This window comes from Gordonia sp. NPDC003424 (assembly GCF_053588655.1).
Genome location: NZ_JBSFQJ010000001.1, coordinates 530,281 through 550,871 on the forward strand (window position 1 = coordinate 530,281; position 20,591 = coordinate 550,871).

At 67.5% G+C, this 20,591-nt stretch carries 20 protein-coding genes; 10 read left to right on the forward strand and 10 right to left on the reverse strand.

Features of this window, described 5'->3' with window-relative positions; genetic code table 11:
• Positions 1–25: 25 nt before the first annotated feature.
• Both couO and ACWDTI_RS02375 read right to left on the reverse strand, forming a co-directional pair.
• Positions 26–955: a 4-hydroxyphenyl-beta-ketoacyl-CoA hydrolase gene (gene couO / locus ACWDTI_RS02370; protein ID WP_449736416.1), complete on the reverse strand. Its 930-nt coding sequence runs from the start codon at positions 953–955 to the stop codon at positions 26–28.
• Complete coding sequence (locus ACWDTI_RS02375; RefSeq protein WP_449736417.1) at positions 952–1,869, reverse strand: SDR family oxidoreductase; 918 nt, start codon at positions 1,867–1,869, stop codon at positions 952–954. Before ACWDTI_RS02375 ends, couO begins: the two co-directional genes overlap by 4 nt.
• Before the next feature lie 107 nt (positions 1,870–1,976).
• Here ACWDTI_RS02375 and ACWDTI_RS02380 point away from each other — a divergent pair, with 107 nt between their 5' ends.
• Complete coding sequence (locus tag ACWDTI_RS02380; protein WP_449736418.1) at positions 1,977–2,417, forward strand: MarR family winged helix-turn-helix transcriptional regulator; 441 nt, start codon at positions 1,977–1,979, stop codon at positions 2,415–2,417.
• Positions 2,418–2,497: 80 nt separating this feature from the next.
• Here the strand turns inward: ACWDTI_RS02380 and ACWDTI_RS02385 are convergent, their stop codons facing one another.
• The 6 genes from ACWDTI_RS02385 to ACWDTI_RS02410 all read right to left on the reverse strand — a co-directional run bounded on the left by ACWDTI_RS02385 (position 2,498) and on the right by ACWDTI_RS02410 (position 9,618).
• Positions 2,498–4,018, reverse strand: coding sequence for an acyl-CoA synthetase (locus ACWDTI_RS02385; RefSeq protein ID WP_449736419.1), 1,521 nt, complete (start codon positions 4,016–4,018; stop codon positions 2,498–2,500).
• Between the two features lie 105 nt (positions 4,019–4,123).
• Positions 4,124–4,873, reverse strand: coding sequence for an IclR family transcriptional regulator (locus ACWDTI_RS02390; protein WP_449736420.1), 750 nt, complete (start codon positions 4,871–4,873; stop codon positions 4,124–4,126).
• Between the two features lie 164 nt (positions 4,874–5,037).
• On the reverse strand, positions 5,038–6,567 hold the full coding sequence (locus ACWDTI_RS02395) for an acyl-CoA synthetase (RefSeq protein ID WP_449736421.1): 1,530 nt from the start codon (positions 6,565–6,567) through the stop codon (positions 5,038–5,040).
• 222 nt (positions 6,568–6,789) lie between these two features.
• Positions 6,790–7,167 (reverse strand): 4-carboxymuconolactone decarboxylase, encoded by a 378-nt coding sequence (gene pcaC / locus ACWDTI_RS02400; RefSeq protein ID WP_449736422.1) that lies wholly within the window; start codon positions 7,165–7,167, stop codon positions 6,790–6,792.
• The gene (locus ACWDTI_RS02405; protein WP_449736423.1) at positions 7,164–8,381 is read right to left on the reverse strand and encodes a lyase family protein; all 1,218 of its coding nucleotides are present in this window, start codon (positions 8,379–8,381) and stop codon (positions 7,164–7,166) included. The genes pcaC and ACWDTI_RS02405 overlap by 4 nt, the downstream gene beginning before the upstream one ends.
• A 49-nt stretch (positions 8,382–8,430) precedes the next feature.
• Positions 8,431–9,618, reverse strand: a complete 1,188-nt coding sequence (locus ACWDTI_RS02410; protein ID WP_449736424.1) for a 4-hydroxybenzoate 3-monooxygenase — start codon at positions 9,616–9,618, stop codon at positions 8,431–8,433.
• A 507-nt stretch (positions 9,619–10,125) separates the two neighbouring features.
• On the opposite strand from ACWDTI_RS02410, the gene ACWDTI_RS02415 reads away from it, so the two are divergent.
• From ACWDTI_RS02415 to ACWDTI_RS02450, 8 genes are all read left to right on the forward strand, one after another.
• Positions 10,126–11,013, forward strand: coding sequence for a LysR family transcriptional regulator (locus ACWDTI_RS02415; RefSeq protein WP_449736425.1), 888 nt, complete (start codon positions 10,126–10,128; stop codon positions 11,011–11,013).
• A 64-nt stretch (positions 11,014–11,077) separates the two neighbouring features.
• Positions 11,078–11,779 (forward strand): alpha/beta hydrolase fold domain-containing protein, encoded by a 702-nt coding sequence (locus tag ACWDTI_RS02420; RefSeq protein ID WP_449736426.1) that lies wholly within the window; start codon positions 11,078–11,080, stop codon positions 11,777–11,779.
• Between the two features lie 86 nt (positions 11,780–11,865).
• The gene (locus ACWDTI_RS02425; protein ID WP_449736427.1) at positions 11,866–12,057 is read left to right on the forward strand and encodes a hypothetical protein; all 192 of its coding nucleotides are present in this window, start codon (positions 11,866–11,868) and stop codon (positions 12,055–12,057) included.
• Entirely contained in the window at positions 12,054–13,097 is a 1,044-nt protein-coding gene (locus tag ACWDTI_RS02430; RefSeq protein ID WP_449736428.1) for a quercetin 2,3-dioxygenase, read from the forward strand. The genes ACWDTI_RS02425 and ACWDTI_RS02430 overlap by 4 nt, the downstream gene beginning before the upstream one ends.
• 58 nt (positions 13,098–13,155) lie before the next feature.
• Complete coding sequence (locus ACWDTI_RS02435; protein ID WP_449736429.1) at positions 13,156–13,920, forward strand: IclR family transcriptional regulator; 765 nt, start codon at positions 13,156–13,158, stop codon at positions 13,918–13,920.
• Positions 13,921–14,522: 602 nt separating this feature from the next.
• Entirely contained in the window at positions 14,523–15,485 is a 963-nt protein-coding gene (locus ACWDTI_RS02440; protein ID WP_449736430.1) for a PDR/VanB family oxidoreductase, read from the forward strand.
• Between the two features lie 29 nt (positions 15,486–15,514).
• A complete protein-coding gene (locus tag ACWDTI_RS02445) occupies positions 15,515–16,732 on the forward strand; it encodes a cytochrome P450 (RefSeq protein WP_449736431.1) in 1,218 nt (405 codons plus the stop codon).
• A 269-nt stretch (positions 16,733–17,001) separates the two neighbouring features.
• Positions 17,002–17,859, forward strand: a complete 858-nt coding sequence (locus tag ACWDTI_RS02450) for a ribokinase (protein WP_449736432.1) — start codon at positions 17,002–17,004, stop codon at positions 17,857–17,859.
• Between the two features lie 59 nt (positions 17,860–17,918).
• Here ACWDTI_RS02450 and ACWDTI_RS02455 read toward each other — a convergent pair whose 3' ends face one another.
• A complete protein-coding gene (locus ACWDTI_RS02455; protein WP_449736433.1) occupies positions 17,919–18,365 on the reverse strand; it encodes a nitroreductase family deazaflavin-dependent oxidoreductase in 447 nt (148 codons plus the stop codon).
• A 57-nt stretch (positions 18,366–18,422) separates the two neighbouring features.
• On the reverse strand, positions 18,423–19,196 hold the full coding sequence (locus ACWDTI_RS02460; RefSeq protein ID WP_449736434.1) for a crotonase/enoyl-CoA hydratase family protein: 774 nt from the start codon (positions 19,194–19,196) through the stop codon (positions 18,423–18,425).
• Between the two features lie 71 nt (positions 19,197–19,267).
• Between ACWDTI_RS02460 and ACWDTI_RS02465 the strand changes: the two genes are divergently transcribed.
• Positions 19,268–20,587 carry an aspartate aminotransferase family protein gene (locus tag ACWDTI_RS02465; RefSeq protein ID WP_449736435.1) on the forward strand — a complete coding sequence of 440 codons (1,320 nt, stop codon included), beginning with the start codon at positions 19,268–19,270 and terminating at the stop codon, positions 20,585–20,587.
• The last annotated feature ends 4 nt before the right edge of the window (positions 20,588–20,591 follow it).

Sequence of the window (20,591 nt, forward strand, 5' to 3'; positions counted from 1 at the left end):
GAAAGTCCTTCTGGTGCTGCGTTGATCAGTGCTTGATACCGAGAACGCGCATCGCGTTCTCCTTGAACAGTAACGGCTCGACTTCGGGTTTCATGTCGAGTTTCGCGTAGTCGGCAAGCCATCGGTCGACCTGGATGACCGGGAAGTCCGAGCCGAACAGAACCTTGTGGCGCAGCATCGAGTTTGCGGCGCGCACCAACTGCGGCGGGAAGTACTTCGGCGACCACCCGGACAGGTCGATGTACACGTTGGCCTTGTGGGTGGCGATCGAGATCTGCTGATCGACCCACGGAACGGCCGGATGCGCCATGATCACTGTCAGGTCGGGGAAGTCGGCCGCCACGTCGTCGAGCAGCATCGGGTCCGAGTAACGCAGCTTGATGCCATGTCCCCCAGGCATTCCCGCGCCGATGCCGGTCTGGCCGGTGTGGAACAGCGCCGGCACACCGCATTCCACGATCACCTCGTACAGCGGATAGAACTGGCGGTCGTTCGGTTCGAAGCCCTGCATGCTGGGATGGAACTTGAATCCCTTGACGCCGAATTCGTCGACGAGCCGGTGCACCCGCTTGACCGCAGCCTTGCCCTGCAGCGGATCGACGGACCCGAACGGGATGAGCACGTCGTTGAATTGTGCTGCCTTCTCGGCGATCTCCTCGACGTCGTTCGGGGTGTGCCCGGACGCCGACGCCGCGTCGACGGTGAACACGACGGCCGCCATGTTCCGCTCGCGGTAGTGTTCGGCAATCGATTCGATGGTCGGGGTGCGTTCCTCGCCGGACTTGAAGTACTTCTCCGACGCGGCCATCAACTCGTCGTCCATCGAGCGGTGCCCGCACCCGTCGATCTCGACGTGGGTGTGGATGTCGATGGCCTTGATGGCGGCGAAGTCGACGCCGTACTCGTAGCAGGCGTTTGATCGCCCGTGCTCGCGCCGCTCCCCGTCGGTGGTCATTTCGCGGCCGCCAGGACCTCGGCGGGGAACTCCTCGCCGACGGTCTCGAGGTTGTTGGCGAAGGTGCCGGGCCACGCGGCCGCGACGTCGTCTGCGCTGAAACCGTTGTCGTGGTAGGCGGTTTCGCCCAGCTCCGGATGCGACCACAGCGCCAGCCGGTCACCGCCGATGGAGATGGCCTGGCCGGTGATGTCGGCGGCGGCGTCGGAGGCGAGGAAAGCGATGACCCCGGCCACGTCCTCGGGGGTACCCATGCCGACGTCGCGACGGATGACGTCGGCGAGCTTGCCGGTCTCCTTGGCCTCGTCGATGAACGGCTTGAAGATCGGCACGGTCTCGGTCATCGCGGTGGCGGCGACCGGGCACACCGCGTTGGCGGTGATGCCGGCCTTGCGCAGTTCCATCGCCCAAGTGCGCACCATGCCGACGATACCGGCCTTGGCACCCGCATAGTTGGTCTGGCCGAAGTTGCCGCGCTGTCCGGCCGGGGAGCCGATGCAGATGATGCGGCCACCCTCGCCCTGCTCGCGGAATCGCAGCACGGCCTCGCGCACGCACGTGAAGGTGCCACGCAGGTGGACGTTGATGACTGCGTCGAAGTCGTCGTCGGTCATCTTCCAGAGGACCTTGTCGCGCAGGATGCCGGCGTTGGTGACCAGGATGTCGAGGCGCCCGAAGTTGTCGACGGCCGCCTTGACCAGGGCCTGTGCGGTTTCGGTGCTGCCGACCGGGGCGACGACGGCCACTGCTTTGCCGCCGGCCGCGGTGATCTCGGCGACCGCCGCGTCCGCGGTTTCCTGCCGGACATCGTTGATGACGACGGCCGCGCCGTCGGCCGCCAGCTCCTTGGCGTAGGCCAGTCCGAGGCCCTGTCCACTGCCGGTGACGATGGCGACTTTGCCGGTGAGATCCATGTGTGCCTCCTTGGGGCGTGCATAACGTTCCATTTGATTAGACATGCAATGATTGAGTTTGTCAATGATTGTTCTGTTGCTAGACTCCCGAAGGCGAAAGGAGTCCGATGGCAAAGCGGCGAATCCTCGAGGACGACCTCGGGTTCCTCATCGCGCGGGTCAGCGCGCTCCTGGTCAAGACCACGAATCGCACCCTGGCACCCCTCGGCCTCAAGGTCCGCGCCTACAGCGTGCTGGCGGCGGTGTGCGACGAACCGACCGGCATCACGCAGCGGCGTCTCGCGTCCGACGTGGGTCTCGATCCGAGCCAGATCGTCGCACTCGTCGACGACCTCGAGGGCCGCGACCTGGTGGTGCGGACCACCGATCCCGACGATCGACGCAACAAACTGATCCTGGCCACCGACGGCGGTCGCGAACTCTGCGAACGCGCACACGGCCTCACCAAGGACGTCGCGCGCGAGTTGTTCGTCGACGCCGACCGCGAACAGCTCGAGACGTTGCGTTCGCTGCTGTACCGCACCGCCTTCGACACCTCGGATTCCTGACCTGAATCGTCGTGCGCCAACCGCTGATCGAGGAAGCGCACCGAGATCACTTGCCCGAGATGGTCGTGACCATCGAGGGCTCAGGCCGGGTTCGGGGTGGCATAGGTCGCCCGGAGCCGGTCCTTGCGGATCTTGCCGGTCGCGTTACGGGGGATCTCGTCGAGCACCACCATGGACTTGGGGATCTTGTACCGTGCCAGCCGCTCGGTCAGGAAGGCCTCGAGCTCCTCATACGTCAACGCCGCGCCGTCGTCGAGAGTAATGGCGGCGCAACCGACTTCGCCCCACTTCTCGTGTGGGACACCGAATACCCCGCACCCGATGACACCCGGGTACTCGAGGATGGCGGCCTCGATCTCGGCGGGGTAGATGTTCTCGCCACCGGAGATGATCATGTCCTTGAGGCGGTCGACGATGGTCACGAATCCCTCGTCGTCGCGCACGCCGACGTCGCCGGAGCGGAACCAGCCGTCGTCGGTGAACGACGCGGCGGTCGCGTCGGCCCGACCCCAGTACTCGCGCATGACATTCGGCCCGTGGATCTGGATCTCGCCGCGCTCGCCGGGCTTGGTCTCGACGCCGTCGGGGTCGACCACGCGGATGTCGGTGAAGAAGTGCGGCAGGCCGGCCGAGCCGAGCTTCTCCTCGACATACGCGGGCGTGAGAACCAGTGCGCCGGGACCGGTTTCGGTGAGTCCGTAGGCCTGGCAGAGCTTGACCCCGCGGGCGGTGTAGGTCTTCAGCGTGCGCGGTGGCACCGGCGCCGCGGCGACGATCCAGCGCCGAATGGACGACAGGTCGGCGGACGCGAAGTCGGGATGGGCGCTCATCGCGTCGAGCATGGTCGGCACGCCGAAGGCATAGGTGATCTTGCGCTCAGCGATGACCTTCAGGATGCGCCCGGGCTCGAAGCCCTCTTCGATGACCACCGAGCCACCCTTGAGGATGGTCGGTAGCGAGATGAAATTCAGTGCGGCCGTGTGAAACAGCGGTGCGGCGACGAGCGAGACCTCGTCACTGAGCAGATCGAGGTCGACGATCGGATTGAGCACCGCGAACGTGACGCCGCCGTGGGTCAGCACCACCCCCTTGGGGTTTCCGGTGGTGCCGGAGGTGTACATGATGAGGCACGGGTCGTCGTGGGTGACCTCGACTTCGATGCGCTCGGTGCGGCCGGTGGCGATGATCGCCTCGTAACCGAGGGCATCGGCATCCGGTTCGCCGTCGACGACGATGCGGCGCCCGGTCCCGGCCTCGCCCGCTGCAGCCACCGCGACCTCGCCCAACTCGGCCGAGTGGATCAGGACGCGGGCACCGGAGTCCTGTAGTGCGTAGGTGACCTCGGGCGCGGTCAGCCGTGCATTGAGCGGGACCAGGATCGCGCCGAGCAGGCCGGCGGCAAACAGCGCCTCGAGGTACGACGGATGGTTCGCGCTCAGCAGCGCCACACGATCGCCGCGCTCCACACCGAGGTCGGCGAGGGAGTGGGCCAGCCGCGTCGTGCGGTCGTCGAGTTCACGGTACGTCGTCTCGGCATCGCGAAACACGATCGCGGTGGCATCCGGCTTCTGCCGCGACGTCCGGTGAGGCCAAGTGCCCACGCCCTGATTACGCATACTGGTGACGCTCCCTGATCCGGTGGATGTGGTAGCAATCACGATATTCTTTAATTATTGAGTTTGTCAATGATTGCCGTGGGAGGCTTCCTAACGACCCACCATGCGGCCGATGCTCGCCGCCGCGACCTGCGCCGCGGCCACCAGGGACGCGCGGTTGCGCCCCAGCGTCGGGACCACGACCCCGAGGGCGGCCACCACGTCGTCACCCGCCCGGACCGGCACCGCGACCGAGCACGCACCCATCGTCATCTCCTCGACGGTCGTCGCGTAGCCCTGCTGGCGGATCTGGCGCAATTGCCGGTCGAGGACACCCGGCGCGACGATGGTGTGCCGGGTGATCGGCCGTAGGTCCGACATCACCGCGCGGCGGATGTCGTCGGGGGCATGGGCCAGCAACACCTTCCCGACGCCGGTGGAATACAGCGGGAGTCGCCCACCGACACGGCTGACCACCGGCACCGACGCCCGGCCGGACAATCGGTCGAGGTAGAGCACCTGCGTGCCCTCACGCACCGCCAGGTGCACCGTCGCCAGGGTCGCGGCGTAGAGGTCCTGCATGAACGGTGCCGCCACCTCGCGGATGCCGGATTGGATGGGCGCAAGGAGTCCGAGGTCCCAGAGGCGGCGACCGATGACGAAGGTGTTGTCGGGTCGGCGGACCAGTGCACCCCAGGTCTCGAGTTCACGCACCAATCGGTGCGCCGTCGGGACGGGAAGCTCGGCGCGACCGGCGATCTCGGTCAGGGTCTGCGCGCGGTGGTTGTCGTCGAACGTGCCCAGCACGGCCAGGGTGCGTGCGGCGACGGATTGCCCCGGCGCACCCGTGTTGCCCGCCATCAGCGCAGTCCTTTCACTCAGTGAAAGCACTGTACCGCGTGTTGGTCAACGTCCTACCGCCCCCCGAGCAGCCCGCGAGGAACGAGCGCGCGAGGCTCCCCTCGCCCCCCGAGCAGCCCGCGAGGAACGAGCGAGCGTGTCGAAGGGCGCCCAACGCAAACACATCACACCGGCGCCGGATACATCTCCCGCAGTTGATCTTTGCGGATCTTCCCGGTCGCGTTGCGCGGGAGGTCGTCGATCAGCACCATCGACTTCGGGATCTTGTAGCGGGCCAGACGCGCCTTGAGGAAGCTCTCCAGTTCGGTGAACGACAGTGCCGCGTTCGCTGCAAGAGTGATTGCAGCACAACCGACTTCGCCCCACTTCTCGTTCGGGGTGCCGAACACGGCGCAGCTGAGCACGCCGGGCATTTCCAGGATGGCCGCCTCGACCTCCGCCGGATAGATGTTCTCGCCGCCGGAAATGATCATGTCCTTGAGCCGGTCGACGATGGAGATGTAGCCCTCGTCGTCGCGCACGCCGACGTCTCCGGTGTGGAACCAGCCGTCCTCGGTGAACGCGTCGTCGGTGGCGTCCGGACGATTCCAGTACTCCCGCAAGAGATTCGGCCCTTGGACCTGGATCTCACCGCGCTCGCCCGTGGCTGTTTCGGTGCCGTCCTCGTTGACCACGCGCACGTCGGCGAAGAAGTGCGGGACGCCGGCCGTGCCCAGCTTGCGTTGGACGTGGCCGGGCTTGAGGATCAGCGCGCCGGGTCCGGCCTCGGTGAGGCCGTATCCCTGGCACAGCGCGATGCCACGCGCTGCGTAGGTGTTCAAGGTGCGCGGTGGCACCGGCGCGCCGGAGGCGATCCACCGGCGGATCGACGAGACATCGGTCGTCGCCCAGTCCGGATGCGCGCTCATCGCGTCGAGCATGGTCGGCACGCCGAAGGAGTAGGTGACACCGCGTTCGGCGACGAGTTGCAGCGCCCGGCCTGCGTCGAAGCCTTCTTCGATGATCAGCGTCCCGCCCTTGAGGAGCGTGGGCAGTGCGACGAAATTCAGTGCGCCCGTGTGGAACAGCGGCGCGGTGACCAGCGAGACCTCGTCGCTGGTGAAGTCGAGATCGATGACGACGTTCATCACCGCGAACGTGACCGCACCCTGCGTCAACACGACACCCTTGGGGTGACCGGTGGTGCCGGAGGTGTACATGATGAAGCAAGGGTCGTCGTGGCCGACCTCGGTGTCGATGCGCTCGACGCCGGCCTGCTCGATGGCCTGCTCGTACCCGAGGGTCCCCACGCCGGGTTCGCCGTCGATGACGACCAGGCGCTCGGTCCCGGCCTCCGCCGCGGACGACTCCGCGATGTCGGCGAGGTCGGCCGAGTAGATGAGGACGTGGGCGCCCGAATCGCGCAGCGTGTAGGTCACCTCGGGGGCGGTGAGACGTGCGTTCAGCGGCACCAGGATCGCGCCGAGTAGCCCGGCGGCGAACAATCCCTCCAGGTAGGCGGGGTGATTGGCGCTCAACAGAGCGACTCGGTCGCCCTTCGTCACGCCGAGATCGGCGAGCGCATGCGCCAACCGGGTGGTGCGGGAATCGAGCTCGCGGTAGGTCGTCACCTGATCGCGGAAGACGATCGCCGGTGCGTCGGGTTCTTGACGGGCTACTCGGTAGGGCCAGCCGCCCACTCCTTGGTTACGCATGGTGCGCTGCTCCTCATCGGGTTCGGGTTGTGGTGACAATCACCGTAAAACCAAACCGTTGAGTTTGTCAATAATTTGACAAGTTATCGGTCGTGGGGAGTGCGTCACATCTCCCGTCCGCGACCTGACACCAGCCACAGCTGTGAGGGCTGCAGGCGTGCACAGTGCACGCGAACCATTTCCAGAGGTGTGGCCCATGCAAGCCGACGCATCCGCAAGGAATCAGCTCTCCGCGTCGATCTCCGCGAACACGTTCGAGGCGATCCGGAAGGCGGTATTCGCGTCGGGCACACCGCAATAGATCGCCGACTGCAGGATCACCTCTTTGATCTCATCCCGCGACAACCGATTTCGCAGCGCCGCACGCACGTGCATCGCGAGTTCCTCGTGATGGCCGCGCGCGATCAGCGCAGTCAGGGTGATCATCGATCGGCTGCGACGGTCCAGTCCGGGTCGGGTCCAGATGCTGCCCCACGCGTATTCGGTGATGAACTCCTGGAACTCCTGCGTGAGGTCGGTGATCGCGGCGGTTGCCCGGTCGACGTGCGCGTCGCCGAGTACCTCGCGGCGTACCACCATGCCGTCGTCGTATCGCGTCATTGCTGAACTCCTTGTGCCCGGTCGAGTTGGATCTGGATGAGTCTGTCTGCGGCACCGAAGTATTCACCCTCCGGTGCATGGTGGGCGAGGCCGGCCATCGTGCGTTGCTCGGCGGTGACCGCGTCGCCCGCGGCATCGAGGTTGGCGCGCATACGATCTGCGTGCACCCGCAGATCCGACACGAGGCGCGTGGTCTGCCGACCGGCGACGACGGTATGCCGCAACAGCGTTCGTAGCGCATCCCATTCGGCGTGCCAGGCACCCGACGACCGCTCCTCGGCAGCATCGGCAGCGGCCACGTGCAGCGTCGCCCCCAGCATCGGAGCGGTGAGCCCGGCTCGTCGAACGAGCACGGAGAGAACCGGATTGGCCTTGTTCGGCATCGTCGACGACCCGCCGGCCGCCCCTTCCCCGAGTTCCCCGACCTCCGTGCGCGCCAATGTGAGGATGTCGTTGGCGAGATGGCCCCAGGCATCGGTGCAGCCGACGGCGGCGTCACCGGCACGGGTGATCGCGGTGCGCACGGTATGCCAGGGCACCGTGGGTTCCAGACCCAGCTCCCGCGCGGCCACCGTCGTGGCCTCGACGACGGCCGCGTCGGGTTCTCCCAGCGCCGCGGCGAGCTCATGGGCGGCGGCCAAAGTGCCAGCCGCACCACCGATCTGGACCGGGAACACCAGTCGATCGACCTGCTCGACGGCGTCGAGGGCGCCACGCAGCCAGCCGGCGACCTTGAGCCCGAAGGTCATCGGGATCGCCTGCTGCGTGAGCGTGCGTGCCACCATCGGGGTGGCACGATGCTCGTCGGCCAGCCGCGACAGAACTCGCACCTGCTCGCCGAGTTCGCCACGGATCTGCTCGAAAGCTGTTGCCGCACAGGACACCAGTGCGGTGTCGACGAGGTCCTGACTGGTGAGACCTCGGTGCAGCCAGGTCGCCGCATCGCCGTCGCCGAGTCCGGCTCGCAGGGTCTTGACGAGCGGGATGACGGGATTGCCACCGGATTCCGCGGCCAGGGCGATCTTTTCTCGGTCCACGTCGGAGACGAATGAACGCAACCGTTCGGCGCTTACCGTCACCTCGGCCGGCGCGATACCCGCCTTCGCGAGTCCCGATGACCACGCCGCCTCGAGTGCGATCATCGCGTCGAGGACCGCGGTGTCGGAGAAGACGTCACCGGCATGCTGGTCGCCGGGCCACAGGATGTCGGTCATCGCTCAACGGTATCGGGTGCACTCGGCCCGTGGGCCCGGTGGTGGAGACTCAGTGGAGCGGCCAACCCGTGTAGCCCTCCGCCAGGTAGGTCGAGCCGGCCTCCGACGCGACGAGCGTTTCCAGCTCGCCGAGTTGACGCTGTTCGTCGAAGTCCGACGCACCGTCGACGTTGTGCAGCATGGTGGTCATCCAGTACGAGAAGTGCTGCGCCTTCCACACCCGGGACAGGGCGCGGTCGGTGTAGGTGTCCAGAGCGTCCGAGTCGTTCTTGTTGACGGCGCGTTCGATGACGTCGGCGAGCACCCGGACGTCGGCAAGTGCGAGGTTGAGGCCCTTGGCGCCGGTCGGGGGAACGGTGTGGGCGGCATCGCCGGCGAGCAGGAGTTTGCCGTGGCGCATCGGCGACTGGACGAAGCTGCGGAACGGCAGGACGGTGCGTTCGAGCACCGGGCCGTCCTTGAGCCGGAAGCCGTCCTGGCCGGACAGCCGGGTGTGCAGCTGATCCCAGATGCGGTCGTCGGACCAGTCGTCGGGATTCTCCGTGGGATCGCATTGGAAGTACATGCGCTGCACGGTGTCGGTGCGCTGACTGATGAGCGCGAAGCCCTCGGGCGCCCGGGTGTAGATCAGTTCGGGTGCGCTCGGCGGGGCCTGCACCATGACGCCGAACCAGGCGAACGGGTATTCGCGGAAGTACTGGTGGGCGTTCTCCACCAGGCCGCGGCAGATGCTGCGCGACCCGTCGGCGCCCACCACGAGGTCGGCGGTGATCTCGTGCCGCGCGCCGTCGGCGTCGGTGTAGCGGACGACGGGCGCGTCGGTCACACCGGTGACCTCGGCGTCGGTGATGCCGTACCGCACGTCGCCGCCGTCGCGGGTGCGGGCGCGGTGCAGGTCGATGAACACCTCGGTCTGCGGGTAGAGCCAGCACGACGCTCCGGTGAGCTTCTGGAAGTCGATGCGGTGGCTGACGCCGCCGAACCGCAGCGCGATGCCCTCGTGTTCGTGGCCGTCGGTGAGGACGCGGTCGGAGACACCGGAGTCGACCAGCAACCGCACGCTGTCGCGTTCGAGGATGCCCGCCCGGTGGGTCGTCTCGATCTGCTCGACGGTGCGGTTGTCGATGACGACACTCTCGATGCCGGCGTTGTGCAGCAGGTGCGAGAGCATCAGGCCGGCGGGTCCGCCGCCGACGATCGCAACCTGGGTGCGGGTGGTGTCCGCGAGTGGGCTCATGGTGGTGTCCGTTCTCTGTGGCGCTCCGGTCCGGCGTGGCGAATGGTGACGCCGGGGATGAAGGCAAATCTAAGAGGTCCGGGTCACACGTGTCGACGACGTTGTTTCACTGAGTGAAAGCCGTGAGAGCCGGGACGACATTCGGTCTCGTTACGACCCCGCTCGGGAGCGGCCGCCGGCGGGCCCCCGCACAACCGCGCAGATCTGGCGAACACGCGTCAATAATTGTCGCCTGACCGCCCAGCGTGCGCGGTTACGCGAGGCCGCCCGTTCTTCACTGAGCGAAAGCCGCGAGAGCCGGGACGGCATTCGGTGACTCTGTGACGTCGCTCGGGGCCGACCACCGTCGAGGCCCCCGCACAACCGCGCAGATCTGGCGAACACGCGTCAATAATTGTCGCCTGACCGCCCAGCGTGCGCGGTTACGCGAGGCTGCCCGTCGTCGGTACGCACCGAGCAAACCGACACCCGCCGGTCGCCGCCGCGTCCTACCATCGGACGAGCCCCATGGACATCACCACACAGCAGCTCCGTTGCTTCGTCGCCGTCGCCGAGCACCTGCACTTCGGTCGCGCGGCGGAATCCTTGCATCTGAGTCCGTCGACGGTGAGCGAGAACGTCTCCGTACTGGAGAAGCGCACCCGGCGGCCCCTGCTGCAGCGCACGCCACGACGGGTCACGTTGACCGCGGCCGGCGCCGAACTGCTCCCCCTCGCCAGGCAGGCGCTGGCCTCGATGGACGAGGTCGTCGAGTGGAGCGAAGGCGGCCGGCGGCGCACGTCGGTGCGCGTCGGACTGATGGTGTCCAGCGCCCGGTTCCGCGCGACGATGGCCGCCGCGACCGCGGCGATGCCCGAGGTCACCTGGGAGATCAAGCACCTCGGCCTCGACGGCGCCCACCGCGCACTCGCCGACGACGAGGTCGACTGCGCATTCGTCACCGAGGCCGGCGCAGCACCGAAAGGCGTTCGTGCACAACCACTGTGGGATGAGGGATGCGTAGTGGTGATGCGCGACGATCATCGGCTGGCCGCGCAGACCTCGGTGACGCGCGAGGACCTGTCCGGCGAGACCCTCATCGCGGTACGCGACAGCGACACGTCGTCGAGGTGGCTGCAGACCCTCGTTGGGGACACCGCCGACCTCACCCTTCGCCCGATCGCCCACAGCTTCGAGGAGATCCTGGAACTCTGCGGCGTCGGCGCGGGCGTCAACCTCGCGGGCGAATCCGCCGCCGAGTCCTACGCCCGGCCCGGCATCCGGTTCATCCCGTTCGCCACCGCACCCCGCTTGACGACCTATCTCTGCCTGCCCCGACGACGACCGGACCCGACCCTCGCGGAGTTCGCCGACGTCGTCGCCCGCACCGTTCGCGACGCCCGATCGTTCGGGTGACCCGAACGTCCATCCGGCGATTCCTGATGGACTTCGATGTGATCCGGACCGCACGATGGTCGGCGTGACCGACGCAGAAACAGTTGTTGCCGAGCCCCGGACGCTCACCTACCGCGAGCGTCCGACCGGCCCGCTGCTCCTCGACCTCTACCTGCCCGACCAGCCGTCCGGCACGACGCCGGTGGTGATCTGGCTACACGGCGGCGGATGGTTCACCGGTGACCGCACCCTCGCACCCGACCTCTGGACGTACTTCGCCGACGCGGGTCTCGCGATGGCGTCGATCGACTATCGGCTGACCGGGGAGGCGATCTTCCCGGCCCAACTCCATGACGTGCGGGCGGCGATCCGGTTCCTACGCCGCAACGCGGTCGACCTCGGCATTGATCCCGGACGGATCGGCATATGGGGCGCCTCGGCCGGCGGGCACCTCGCCGCGCTCGCCGGACTCACCGGGCATCTCCCGACCCTGCCCGGCGAAGACGCCGAAGGGGATGCGTCAGTGCAGGCGGTCGCGGAATCGTACGGGCCGGTGGATCTCACCGAGGCCGATGTAGCGCCGGGCGCCCCGTTGCCGGGGACCGATCCGCGGAACTCCCCCGAGACGCGGCTGATCGGCGGACTGCCCGACGAGCAACCGGCACGCGCGCGGGACGCGAGTCCACACCTCCAGGTGACCCCGGCGGCGCCGCCGTTCCAGATCTCCCATGGCACCGGCGACGTTCTCGTCCCCACCGGCACAGCGAGCTGCTGCATGAGGCACTGATCGCGCACGACGTCGTCAGCGACCTCTACCTCGTCGACGACTACCGGCACGGCTTCCTCAACCCGGGCGGCCGGCTCGACGTCGCGATGGCCACGGTCTTCGACGACGGACGCCTCGAGGCCGACGGAACCGCCGCCGCCACCCACCGTTCCGCGACCACCGAAGAACGCACCCGATTCGGTTTCGACACGATCGGCCGGTTCTTCACCACCCATCTCGTCACCGAACCGGCAACAGCTCAGAACGCAACCGCCCTGAAGACAAAGGAATCCGCATGACGGTCAACGACCTCGACGCCATCCACTCCCTCGCGCCGGTCGTCGGCTCCCTGCCCGGCGAGCCCGTCCCCTACTACCTGCCCACCGGCGAGGGACAGCGCTACGAGATCGGCAACCAACTCTGGACGGTCATCGCCCGATCCTCTGACAGCGGAGGCGGATTCGACGCCGCCTTCGTGCTTGGGCCCCGCGGGGCCGGCGCACCGTTCCACAGCCTGGCCGGTCACCAACGTTCGTTCTACGTGTTCGACGGCGCCGTCCAATTCTGGTTGCCCGGCGAGAGCCGCGTCCTCGGTCCCGGCGACTCCATCCACGTCCCTGCCGGCGCGCCGGTCGCCTACCGGTTCACCCAGCACCTGTCGAAGTTCTTGCTGTGGTCGGCACCCGGCGGCGCCCTGGATGCGCTTATCGACACGGAAACCGAAGTGGCACAGCATATCTACCGCGCCCGATCCACCGACACCGACGGCCTGCCCGGCGGCTGGCAGACCCACGACCTGCGTCACGTCGACGCGTCCGACGCCTGGGACACCACACTCCCGGCGGGCATCGAACCGTACTTCATCCGCGCCCACGAAGGCCAGCACCGAGAGTGGCCGGACGCCGTCAACACCTTCTCCGCGCGGGGCGCGAACACCGGCAGCCGCTACTTCTCGGTGACCACGGTCGGCGCCAAACAGCCCTACATCCCGCAGCACTTCCACCAGCACCACACCGAGAACTTCTTCTGCCTGTCCGGGCGGGTCTGGTTGTCGGTCAACGGAACCGAGGTCCTCGTCACACCGGGCGACTACGTCCATGCACCGGCGGGCACCATCCACAGCTACTGTTTCGGCGCGCACAACACCCGGATGCTCGGCGTGTTGACGACCGACGTCTTCGAGCCGTTCTTCGACCGCACCGGCGACGAGACCACCGACAACGTCTACACCGAAGGACTGGTCAACCCGGCCACGCTGATGGCCAAGCTCGGTCAGATCGCCGACCTCGACGTCGTGATGGTCGGGCCGCCGCCACAGAGCAACTACGCGCATCTGTGAGAAGGTCATGGTGGGTTGATAACGCCCACGATGACCGACCAGGACAGGACCACACCACATGCCGCGCGTCTCCACCGGCGAATCGGTGATCGCGCGCGCCGTCCGCGTGGTAGAGGCATTCGGCATCGACGACACCTCGCTGACCGTCGGGGACATCGCGCGGCGCTCGGGACTCCACGTCGCCACCGCGTCCCGCATCATCGAGGAACTCGCCGCTGCCGGATGGCTCGAACGCGACGGACGATCTGTCCGCATCGGAGTCCGGCTGTGGGAGTTGGCGTCCCGCTCATCCCCTGCCGTCGGACTCCGTGCCGCCGCAATGCCGTTCATGGAGGACCTGCATCAGGTCATCGGCAACGACACCCAACTCGCCGTGCTCGACGGCACCGAAGTGCTGTTCCTCGAACGGCTCACCTCGCCGAATCCGGTGGTCAACTACACGCGGATCGCCGGACGACTCCCGCTGCACGCGTCGTCTTCGGGCCTGGTGCTCCTCGCCCATGCCGATCCCGCCCTGCAGGAAGCCGTGGCCAGCGGACCGATGAAGGCCTTCACCGACAAGACGATCCACACAGCCGCCCAACTCCGGACCGCACTCGCCCACATCCGTCGCGAGGGCTATGCCCTGTGCCCCGGACACATCTACCCCGACACCACCGGCATCGCCGCACCGATCCGCGGCCACGACAACTCCGTCGTCGCCGCCCTCGCCCTGATCGTCCCGAACGACGACGCCGCGTTCACCAAGATCCCGGCACTGCAGGCCGCGGCGCGGGGCATCTCCCGCGTGATGGCGACGGCGTCCACACCTGGGCACCAGTGAGATCAGGAACTCCCCGCCGCCACTTCCGCTGGTAGCACCGGACGACCCCGCACGAGTCGCCGCCATGTCCGCCGGTCGAGCGAAGCAAACCAGCACGAATCGCACGCTTACCCGCTGGTCGAGTAAGTAACCTGGGCCGCCGCAGGCGGCCAGCGTGGGCTGGGAGGAGTCGCAGCCCTTTTCGCTGATCGAGTAAGCCCGCGAACTTGCGAGCGAGCGCATCGAGATCAACGGTGAACGAGATCTCGATGCGGCGCCTCGCAAGCTCGGGGCCTCACTCGATCAGCGGGGTGTGGCGACTCTTCGAGTCAGCGAGCGAGCGCCAGCGAGTGAGCGCATCGAGACCACCTCGCAGTGATCTCGATGCGCGGGCTCGCAAGCTCGCTCGCTCACTCGATCAGCGGCGGGGACGACCCGTTGGTCGAGTGAGGCACCGAGCGCTGCGCCCTTCGATGCGTCTCGTTCCTCGCTTACTCAGGAACCGGCGCCGCATCGAGACCAGGGTCATCGACACCCGTTCTCTCAATGATTGAGAAGCGACTATGGCCTGCGCCACTCATCCACGCACCCTTGATCCAGCACACAGATCGAGGAGTGACCACATGACGATGCAGTCCCCATCCCAGACGGCGAACCGACTTCGGGTTCGCGATCGGGTGGTCGTCGCCCGCGACGTCGTCGAGCTGACCCTGGAACACCCCGACGGCCGCCGGCTCGCAGACTGGGCGCCCGGCGCGCACATCGACGTGATCCTGCCCAACGGACTCACCCGACAGTATTCGCTGAGCGGAGATCGTTGGGACGCATACACGTATCGGATCGCGGTGCGCCGCGAGACCGACGGTCGCGGTGGATCGGCGTTCATCCACGACGGTCTGCAGGTTGGCGACCTGGTGGGAATCGGCGGTCCGCGCAACAACTTCCGCCTGGCGCCCGCAAGACGATACCTGTTCATCGCCGGCGGCATCGGCATCACGCCGATGCTGCCGATGGTGCAACAGGCCGAGATCGTCGGGGCCGACTGGGCATTGCTCTACACCGGCCGCCACCGCGACACGATGGCGTATGCCGACGACCTGGCAGCCTATGGCGACCGCGTCTCGATCGTGGCCAGCAGTGAAACCGGGCGCATCGATCTGTCTGCCCACCTCGCCGCGGTGGACACGGACACACGCGTGTACGTCTGTGGGCCACAATCGCTTCTCGACGATATCGTCGCGCTGACCGGCCACTGGCCCGTCGGCCAACTGCGACTGGAGCGATTCTCGGCGCCCGGCACGGCCGACCAGACGCGCAACGCGCCCTTCGACGTCGAACTGGCCCGTTCGGGACGGGTTGTCACCGTCGGACCCGACGACGGGGTTCTCGAAGCCCTCGCCGAGGCCGGGGTCAACGTGCTGTCGTCCTGTCGCGAAGGACTGTGCGGCACCTGCGAGACAACGGTTCTCGACGGCACCCCCGACCATCGCGACTCGGTGCTCGATGACGACGAGCGCGCCGCCAACACCTGCATGCTCGTCTGTGTCTCCCGCGCCTGCTCCGACCGCCTCGTGCTCGATCTGTGATCGATCCGCCTGCCCTCCAAGGAGATCCGATGTCCGCTCCCGTCGCCGACACCCCCACCGTACCCACCAGCACCATCGACCCGTTCGACCTCGACCTGCTCGCCGATCCGCTGCCCTCCCAAGAGGACCTCCGCGAGGCCGGGCCGGTCGTCTACCTGGAGACCTACGACGTCTACGGCATGGCCAGATACGACGAGGTGCACGCCGCGCTCCTGGACTGGCAGTCGTTCCAATCCGGCGCGGGCGTCGGCCTGAGCAATTTTCGGTTCGAAAAGCCCTGGCGCCCACCGAGCCTGCTGCTCGAGGCGGATCCGCCACACCACGATGCACCGCGCGCTGTGTTGTCGAAGATCCTGTCGCCACGTTCGATCCGCAGGCTCCGCGACGGCTGGCTGGCCGACGCGGTCGACCTCGTCGACCAGGTCTTGGACGCGCACACCGAGTTCGATGCGTTGCCAGAACTCGCGCAAGCCTTTCCGCTGCGGGTCTTCCCGGATGCGGTCGGCCTCCGACCGGAAGGCCGGGAAAACCTTCTGCCCTACGGCAATCACACCTTCAACGCCTTCGGCCCGCACAACAGTCTCGTCGCCGCCGGCGACGCGCGTGTCGCGGAACTCTCCACCTGGGTCGCCGAGCAGTGCGAGCGGGAGAACCTCGCCGACACCGGATTCGGTGCCGACATCTGGGCGGCGGCCGACCGCGGCGACATCACCCACGAGCAGGCCCCGCGAATCGTCCGCTCACTGTTGACCGCCGGCGTCGACACCACCGTCAACGGACTGGCGGCCGTCCTCTACGCCTTCGCCACCCACCCGCAGCAGTGGCAGCGTGTCCGCGAGGATCTGTCCCTGGCCCGCACCGCCTTCGACGAGGCGGTCCGCTGGGAGTCGCCGGTGCAGACGTTCTTCCGCACCGCCACAAGGGATGTCGAGATCGGTGGAGTCACCATCCCGGACGGGAAGAAGATCCTGATGTTCCTCGGGGCCGCCAACCGCGACCCGCGTCGCTGGGACCGTCCCGAAGAGTTCGACCTGTCCCGCGACCCGTCCGGACATGTCGGCTACGGCATGGGCATCCACCAGTGCGTGGGCCAGCACATCGCTCGGCTGGAATCCGAGGCGCTGCTGACCGCACTGGCCGCGCGGGTGGAGACCATCGAACTGAGCGCACCACCGAAGCGACATCTGAACAACACGTTGCGCTCGTGGGAGTCGCTGCCGGTGCGGATGACGTTGGCCGCCTCGTGACCGGTTGACACCCACAGCGCCGGAGCGACCCCGCCGGGTTGAGCCCACCCCCGCCGGTTGACCCCCCAACCGCCGCTTGAGCCGCCCCCGCCGGTTGAGCCCGCCCCCGCCGGTTGAGCCCGCCCCCGCCGGTTGAGCCGCCCGGAGCGCCAGCGGAGGGCGAGTCGAAACCGCCCCGCCGGTTCAAGCCACCCCCCGCCGGTGGAGCCGCCCGAAGCGCCAGCAGAAGGCGAGTCGAAACCTCACACACCAACGGCATAATCGAGACCGTGACCCACACACCCATCGAGGTCGCCGTCGTCGGCACGCTCAATCTCGACATCGTCATCCATGTCGAGCGCATGCCCAACCCGGGCGAGACGGTCATGGGGCGTCCCCGTACGGAGCGGCCGGGCGGGAGGGGTGCCAACCAGGCGCTGGCGGCAGCGGCGGTCGCCCGCACCGCCCTGATCGGTGTCGTCGGCGACGACGATGCCGCCGATCGCATGCTCGACGCCCAACGCGCGGGTGGTGTCGACGTCACGCATGTCCGGCGCACCGAGGGGATCAGCGGGCAGGCCATCATCGAGGTCGATGAGACCGGCGCCAACCGGATCATCGTGTTGTCGGGCGCCAATGCCACCCAGACGGCCGCCGAGGTGAGCTCGGCGCTGGAGGCCATCGACCCACGAATTGTGGTGACACAGCTCGAATCACCCGTCGAGGTCACCCGGTCCGTCGCCGAGTGGTGTTGCCGCGCCGACCGCAGACTCGTCCTGAACCCCAGCCCCGTCACCGAGCTCGACGCGGTCATCCTCGCGGCCGCCGACCCACTGATCGTCAACGAGCACGAGGCCGCGTTCTACGGATCCGGCGATTCCGACGACCCGGAGGGCCACGCTCGCGGCTTGCTGGAGAAGTCCCGGTCGGCCGTGATCACGCTCGGCGGCGAGGGGGTGATCACGGCCTCCGAACAGGGCATCGCGCGCATCGGAGTTCGCCGTGTCGAGGCCGTGGACACCACCGGTGCCGGTGATCTGTTCGCCGGCACGGTGGCCGGATATCTCGCCCGGGGCGCCGACCTGGTCAGCGCGTGCCGCCACGCCGCCATCGCTGCCACGGATCTCGTCACGCAGGAACGGGATTGACGCCGTCACCGACTCGGAGTCTGGCAACTGCGGGAGTGCACGGACCGGGCGCGGACCGGTCACACCGCGAGCGGCGTCAGCTCGAAGACCGGGTGACGCTGCGCCTCGGCCGCGAACTCCTCCAGCGGCGCATCAGGTTTCGCCAGGAAATAGTCGCGGGGCGGCCCGGTGATCTGCAGATAGTCCTTGAGAACCGGCGCTGCCTCCTCGGGTGAGGTCACCTCGCGGACAGCCCATTCCTGGTTCTCGCCGCGCCGGGTGATGCGCACCGTCCCCGAAGCGCGTGCGTTGTGTACCCATCCGACGGGACCGTAGGGCGCGACGAGCCAGCGCGACCCGTCACGCTCGACGAGACTCACCGGATGGCTGTGCTCCTCGCCGGTTTTCCGGCCGAGCGTGGTGAGCATGTAGGTGTGCGGCACCAGCCCCCACCGCACCGGCAGCGGCATCACCTTCTCGCCGATCTTGCGCATCGGAGTCATCCGGAACTGCTTGATCTCACCCATACCTCGATTGTCCCGCGCGGCGAAACGGGATGGGTAGGGACGTTCGACCCGAACCGCCTACTTCTTGCTCCATCGCGCGATACGTTCCCGGTGCTCGGGCGTCTGATGCGCCAACGGCTGCATTGCGGCCGCCAGGTTGAGCACCGAATCCAGTGAACTGGTGCGGGATTCCGCCAACAGCCGCTTCGCCATCCGCAGCGCGTGACCGGGATTGCGGGCGATTCTCCGCGCCAGTTGCGTGGCCTCGAACAGCAGCTCGTCGTCGGGAACGACTCGGCTGACCAGTCCCCACTCCAGCGCCGTCGCCGCAGTCACCCGGTCGCCGGTGAACGTCATCTCGGCTGCCCGCTCATAGCCGACGGCCCGCTGCAGGAACCACGACCCGCCATCGCCGGGAATCAACCCCAGCTGCACGAAACTCTCGGCGAAGAAAGCAGATTCGCCGGCGACACGGATATCGCACATCATCGCCAGGTCACAGCCGGCACCGACGGCGGCACCGTTCACCGCTCCGATCACCGGCACCTCGCATCGCAGCATCGCCCGCGGAATGCGTTGAATGCCAGAGGCATATCCGTGCCGCTGGGCCGCGCCGGACAGTCCGAAGAGCCCCTCCGAGTCGGCCATCTCCTGGACGTTGCCACCCGAGGAGAAGATGTGGCCGGCACCGGTGAGTACCACGGCACGGATCTCGCTGTCGGCGTTGGCCTCATCGACGGCGGCCTCGAACTCCGCTATCAGTTCCGCACCGGTGATCGCGTTCCCCACGTCCGGCAGGTTGATGGTCCAGATCTGTACGGCGTCGGCCGTCGCGATGTCGAGTGATGACATCGGCAGCTCCTCTCTGTCTGCGCATGCTCCGCCACAAAACGCTAGCCCACCCGACCCACTACGGTGAGAACATGACGAGCACCCGAGCGGATGTCGAGTCGAAGGTCCCGACCGACGACGATCCCCAACGGCATCTGATCCGCTACTGCCCGAGCTATTCGCCGGAGCTGATCGAGCGCGCCCGGGGCAGCTATCTCTACACCGCGTCGGGAAGATCGCTGCTCGACTTCACCTCCGGCCAGATGTCCGCGATTCTCGGTCACTCACACCCGGACATCGTCGCGACCGTGCAGAATCAGGTCGCCACGCTCGATCACCTGTTCAGCGGCATGCTGTCGCGGCCGGTGGTCGACCTGTCCCGGCGTCTCGCCGAGTCGCTGCCCGACCCGCTGGACAAAGTGGTGCTGCTGACCACCGGCGCCGAATCCAACGAGGCCGCGATCCGGATGGCGAAGCTGGTCACCGGCAAGCACGAGATCGTGTCGTTTGCGCGGTCGTGGCACGGCATGACGCACGCCGCCGCAGCCGCCACCTACAGTTCGGGGCGCAAGGGTTATGGCCCCGTCGCACCCGGCAACCTCGCGCTCCCCACCCCCAACGCCTACCGACCCGACTTCACCCACCCCGACGGCTCACACGACTGGCGACGCCAACTCGACTACGGCTTCGAGATGATCGACGCCCAGTCAGTCGGCTCGCTCGCCGCGTGCATCGTCGAACCGATCCTGTCGTCGGGCGGGCTGCTCGATCTGCCGCTCGGTTACCTGCGTGCACTCAAGGACAAGTGCGCCGAGCGCGGCATGCTGCTCATCCTCGACGAGGCACAAACCGGACTGTGCCGCACCGGAACCTGGTACGCGTTCGAGCGTGACGGCGTCGTGCCCGACATCCTGACGCTGTCCAAGACCCTCGGCGCGGGCCTGCCGCTCGCCGCGACCATCACGTCCGCCGAGATCGAGCAGCGCGCCCATGACCGCGGCTTCCTGTTCTTCACCACCCACGTCTCCGACCCGCTCGTCGCCGCCGTGGGCAACACCGTGCTCGACGTCTTGATCCGCGACGATCTCGCGGCCCGCGCGCAGCAGGCCGGAGCGGCGCTGCGAGAGGGTCTGCTCGAGATCGCCCGTCGGCACGGCGTCGTCGGGGACGTGCGGGGCCGCGGTCTGATGCAGGGCATCGAGCTCGTCACCGATCACGAAACCAAGAGTGGTGCAGATGAACTCGGTGCGGCCGTAACCCGCCGCTGTTACGACCTCGGCCTGCACATGAACATCGTCCAGCTACCGGGCATGGGCGGGATCTTCCGCATCGCCCCGCCGCTCACCATCACCGACGAGGAACTGCGTCTCGGCCTCGAGATTCTCGATCAGGCGATCGGCGACTGCACCTGACGCA

Bases quoted from the DNA above. Each gene is read 5' to 3' on its own strand.
- ACWDTI_RS02415 (WP_449736425.1), top strand. From the start codon at position 10,126: ATGGACATCACCACACAGCAGCTCCGTTGCTTCGTCGCCGTCGCCGAG.
- ACWDTI_RS02460 (WP_449736434.1), bottom strand. From the start codon at position 19,196: ATGTCATCACTCGACATCGCGACGGCCGACGCCGTACAGATCTGGACC.
- ACWDTI_RS02425 (WP_449736427.1), top strand. From the start codon at position 11,866: ATGGCCACGGTCTTCGACGACGGACGCCTCGAGGCCGACGGAACCGCC.
- ACWDTI_RS02445 (WP_449736431.1), top strand. From the start codon at position 15,515: ATGTCCGCTCCCGTCGCCGACACCCCCACCGTACCCACCAGCACCATC.
- ACWDTI_RS02395 (WP_449736421.1), bottom strand. From the start codon at position 6,567: ATGCGTAACCAAGGAGTGGGCGGCTGGCCCTACCGAGTAGCCCGTCAA.
- pcaC (WP_449736422.1), bottom strand. From the start codon at position 7,167: ATGACGCGATACGACGACGGCATGGTGGTACGCCGCGAGGTACTCGGC.
- ACWDTI_RS02455 (WP_449736433.1), bottom strand. From the start codon at position 18,365: ATGGGTGAGATCAAGCAGTTCCGGATGACTCCGATGCGCAAGATCGGC.
- ACWDTI_RS02405 (WP_449736423.1), bottom strand. From the start codon at position 8,381: ATGACCGACATCCTGTGGCCCGGCGACCAGCATGCCGGTGACGTCTTC.
- ACWDTI_RS02410 (WP_449736424.1), bottom strand. From the start codon at position 9,618: ATGAGCCCACTCGCGGACACCACCCGCACCCAGGTTGCGATCGTCGGC.
- ACWDTI_RS02465 (WP_449736435.1), top strand. From the start codon at position 19,268: ATGACGAGCACCCGAGCGGATGTCGAGTCGAAGGTCCCGACCGACGAC.
- ACWDTI_RS02430 (WP_449736428.1), top strand. From the start codon at position 12,054: ATGACGGTCAACGACCTCGACGCCATCCACTCCCTCGCGCCGGTCGTC.
- ACWDTI_RS02390 (WP_449736420.1), bottom strand. From the start codon at position 4,873: ATGGCGGGCAACACGGGTGCGCCGGGGCAATCCGTCGCCGCACGCACC.
- ACWDTI_RS02435 (WP_449736429.1), top strand. From the start codon at position 13,156: ATGCCGCGCGTCTCCACCGGCGAATCGGTGATCGCGCGCGCCGTCCGC.
- ACWDTI_RS02380 (WP_449736418.1), top strand. From the start codon at position 1,977: ATGGCAAAGCGGCGAATCCTCGAGGACGACCTCGGGTTCCTCATCGCG.
- couO (WP_449736416.1), bottom strand. From the start codon at position 955: ATGACCACCGACGGGGAGCGGCGCGAGCACGGGCGATCAAACGCCTGC.
- ACWDTI_RS02375 (WP_449736417.1), bottom strand. From the start codon at position 1,869: ATGGATCTCACCGGCAAAGTCGCCATCGTCACCGGCAGTGGACAGGGC.
- ACWDTI_RS02440 (WP_449736430.1), top strand. From the start codon at position 14,523: ATGACGATGCAGTCCCCATCCCAGACGGCGAACCGACTTCGGGTTCGC.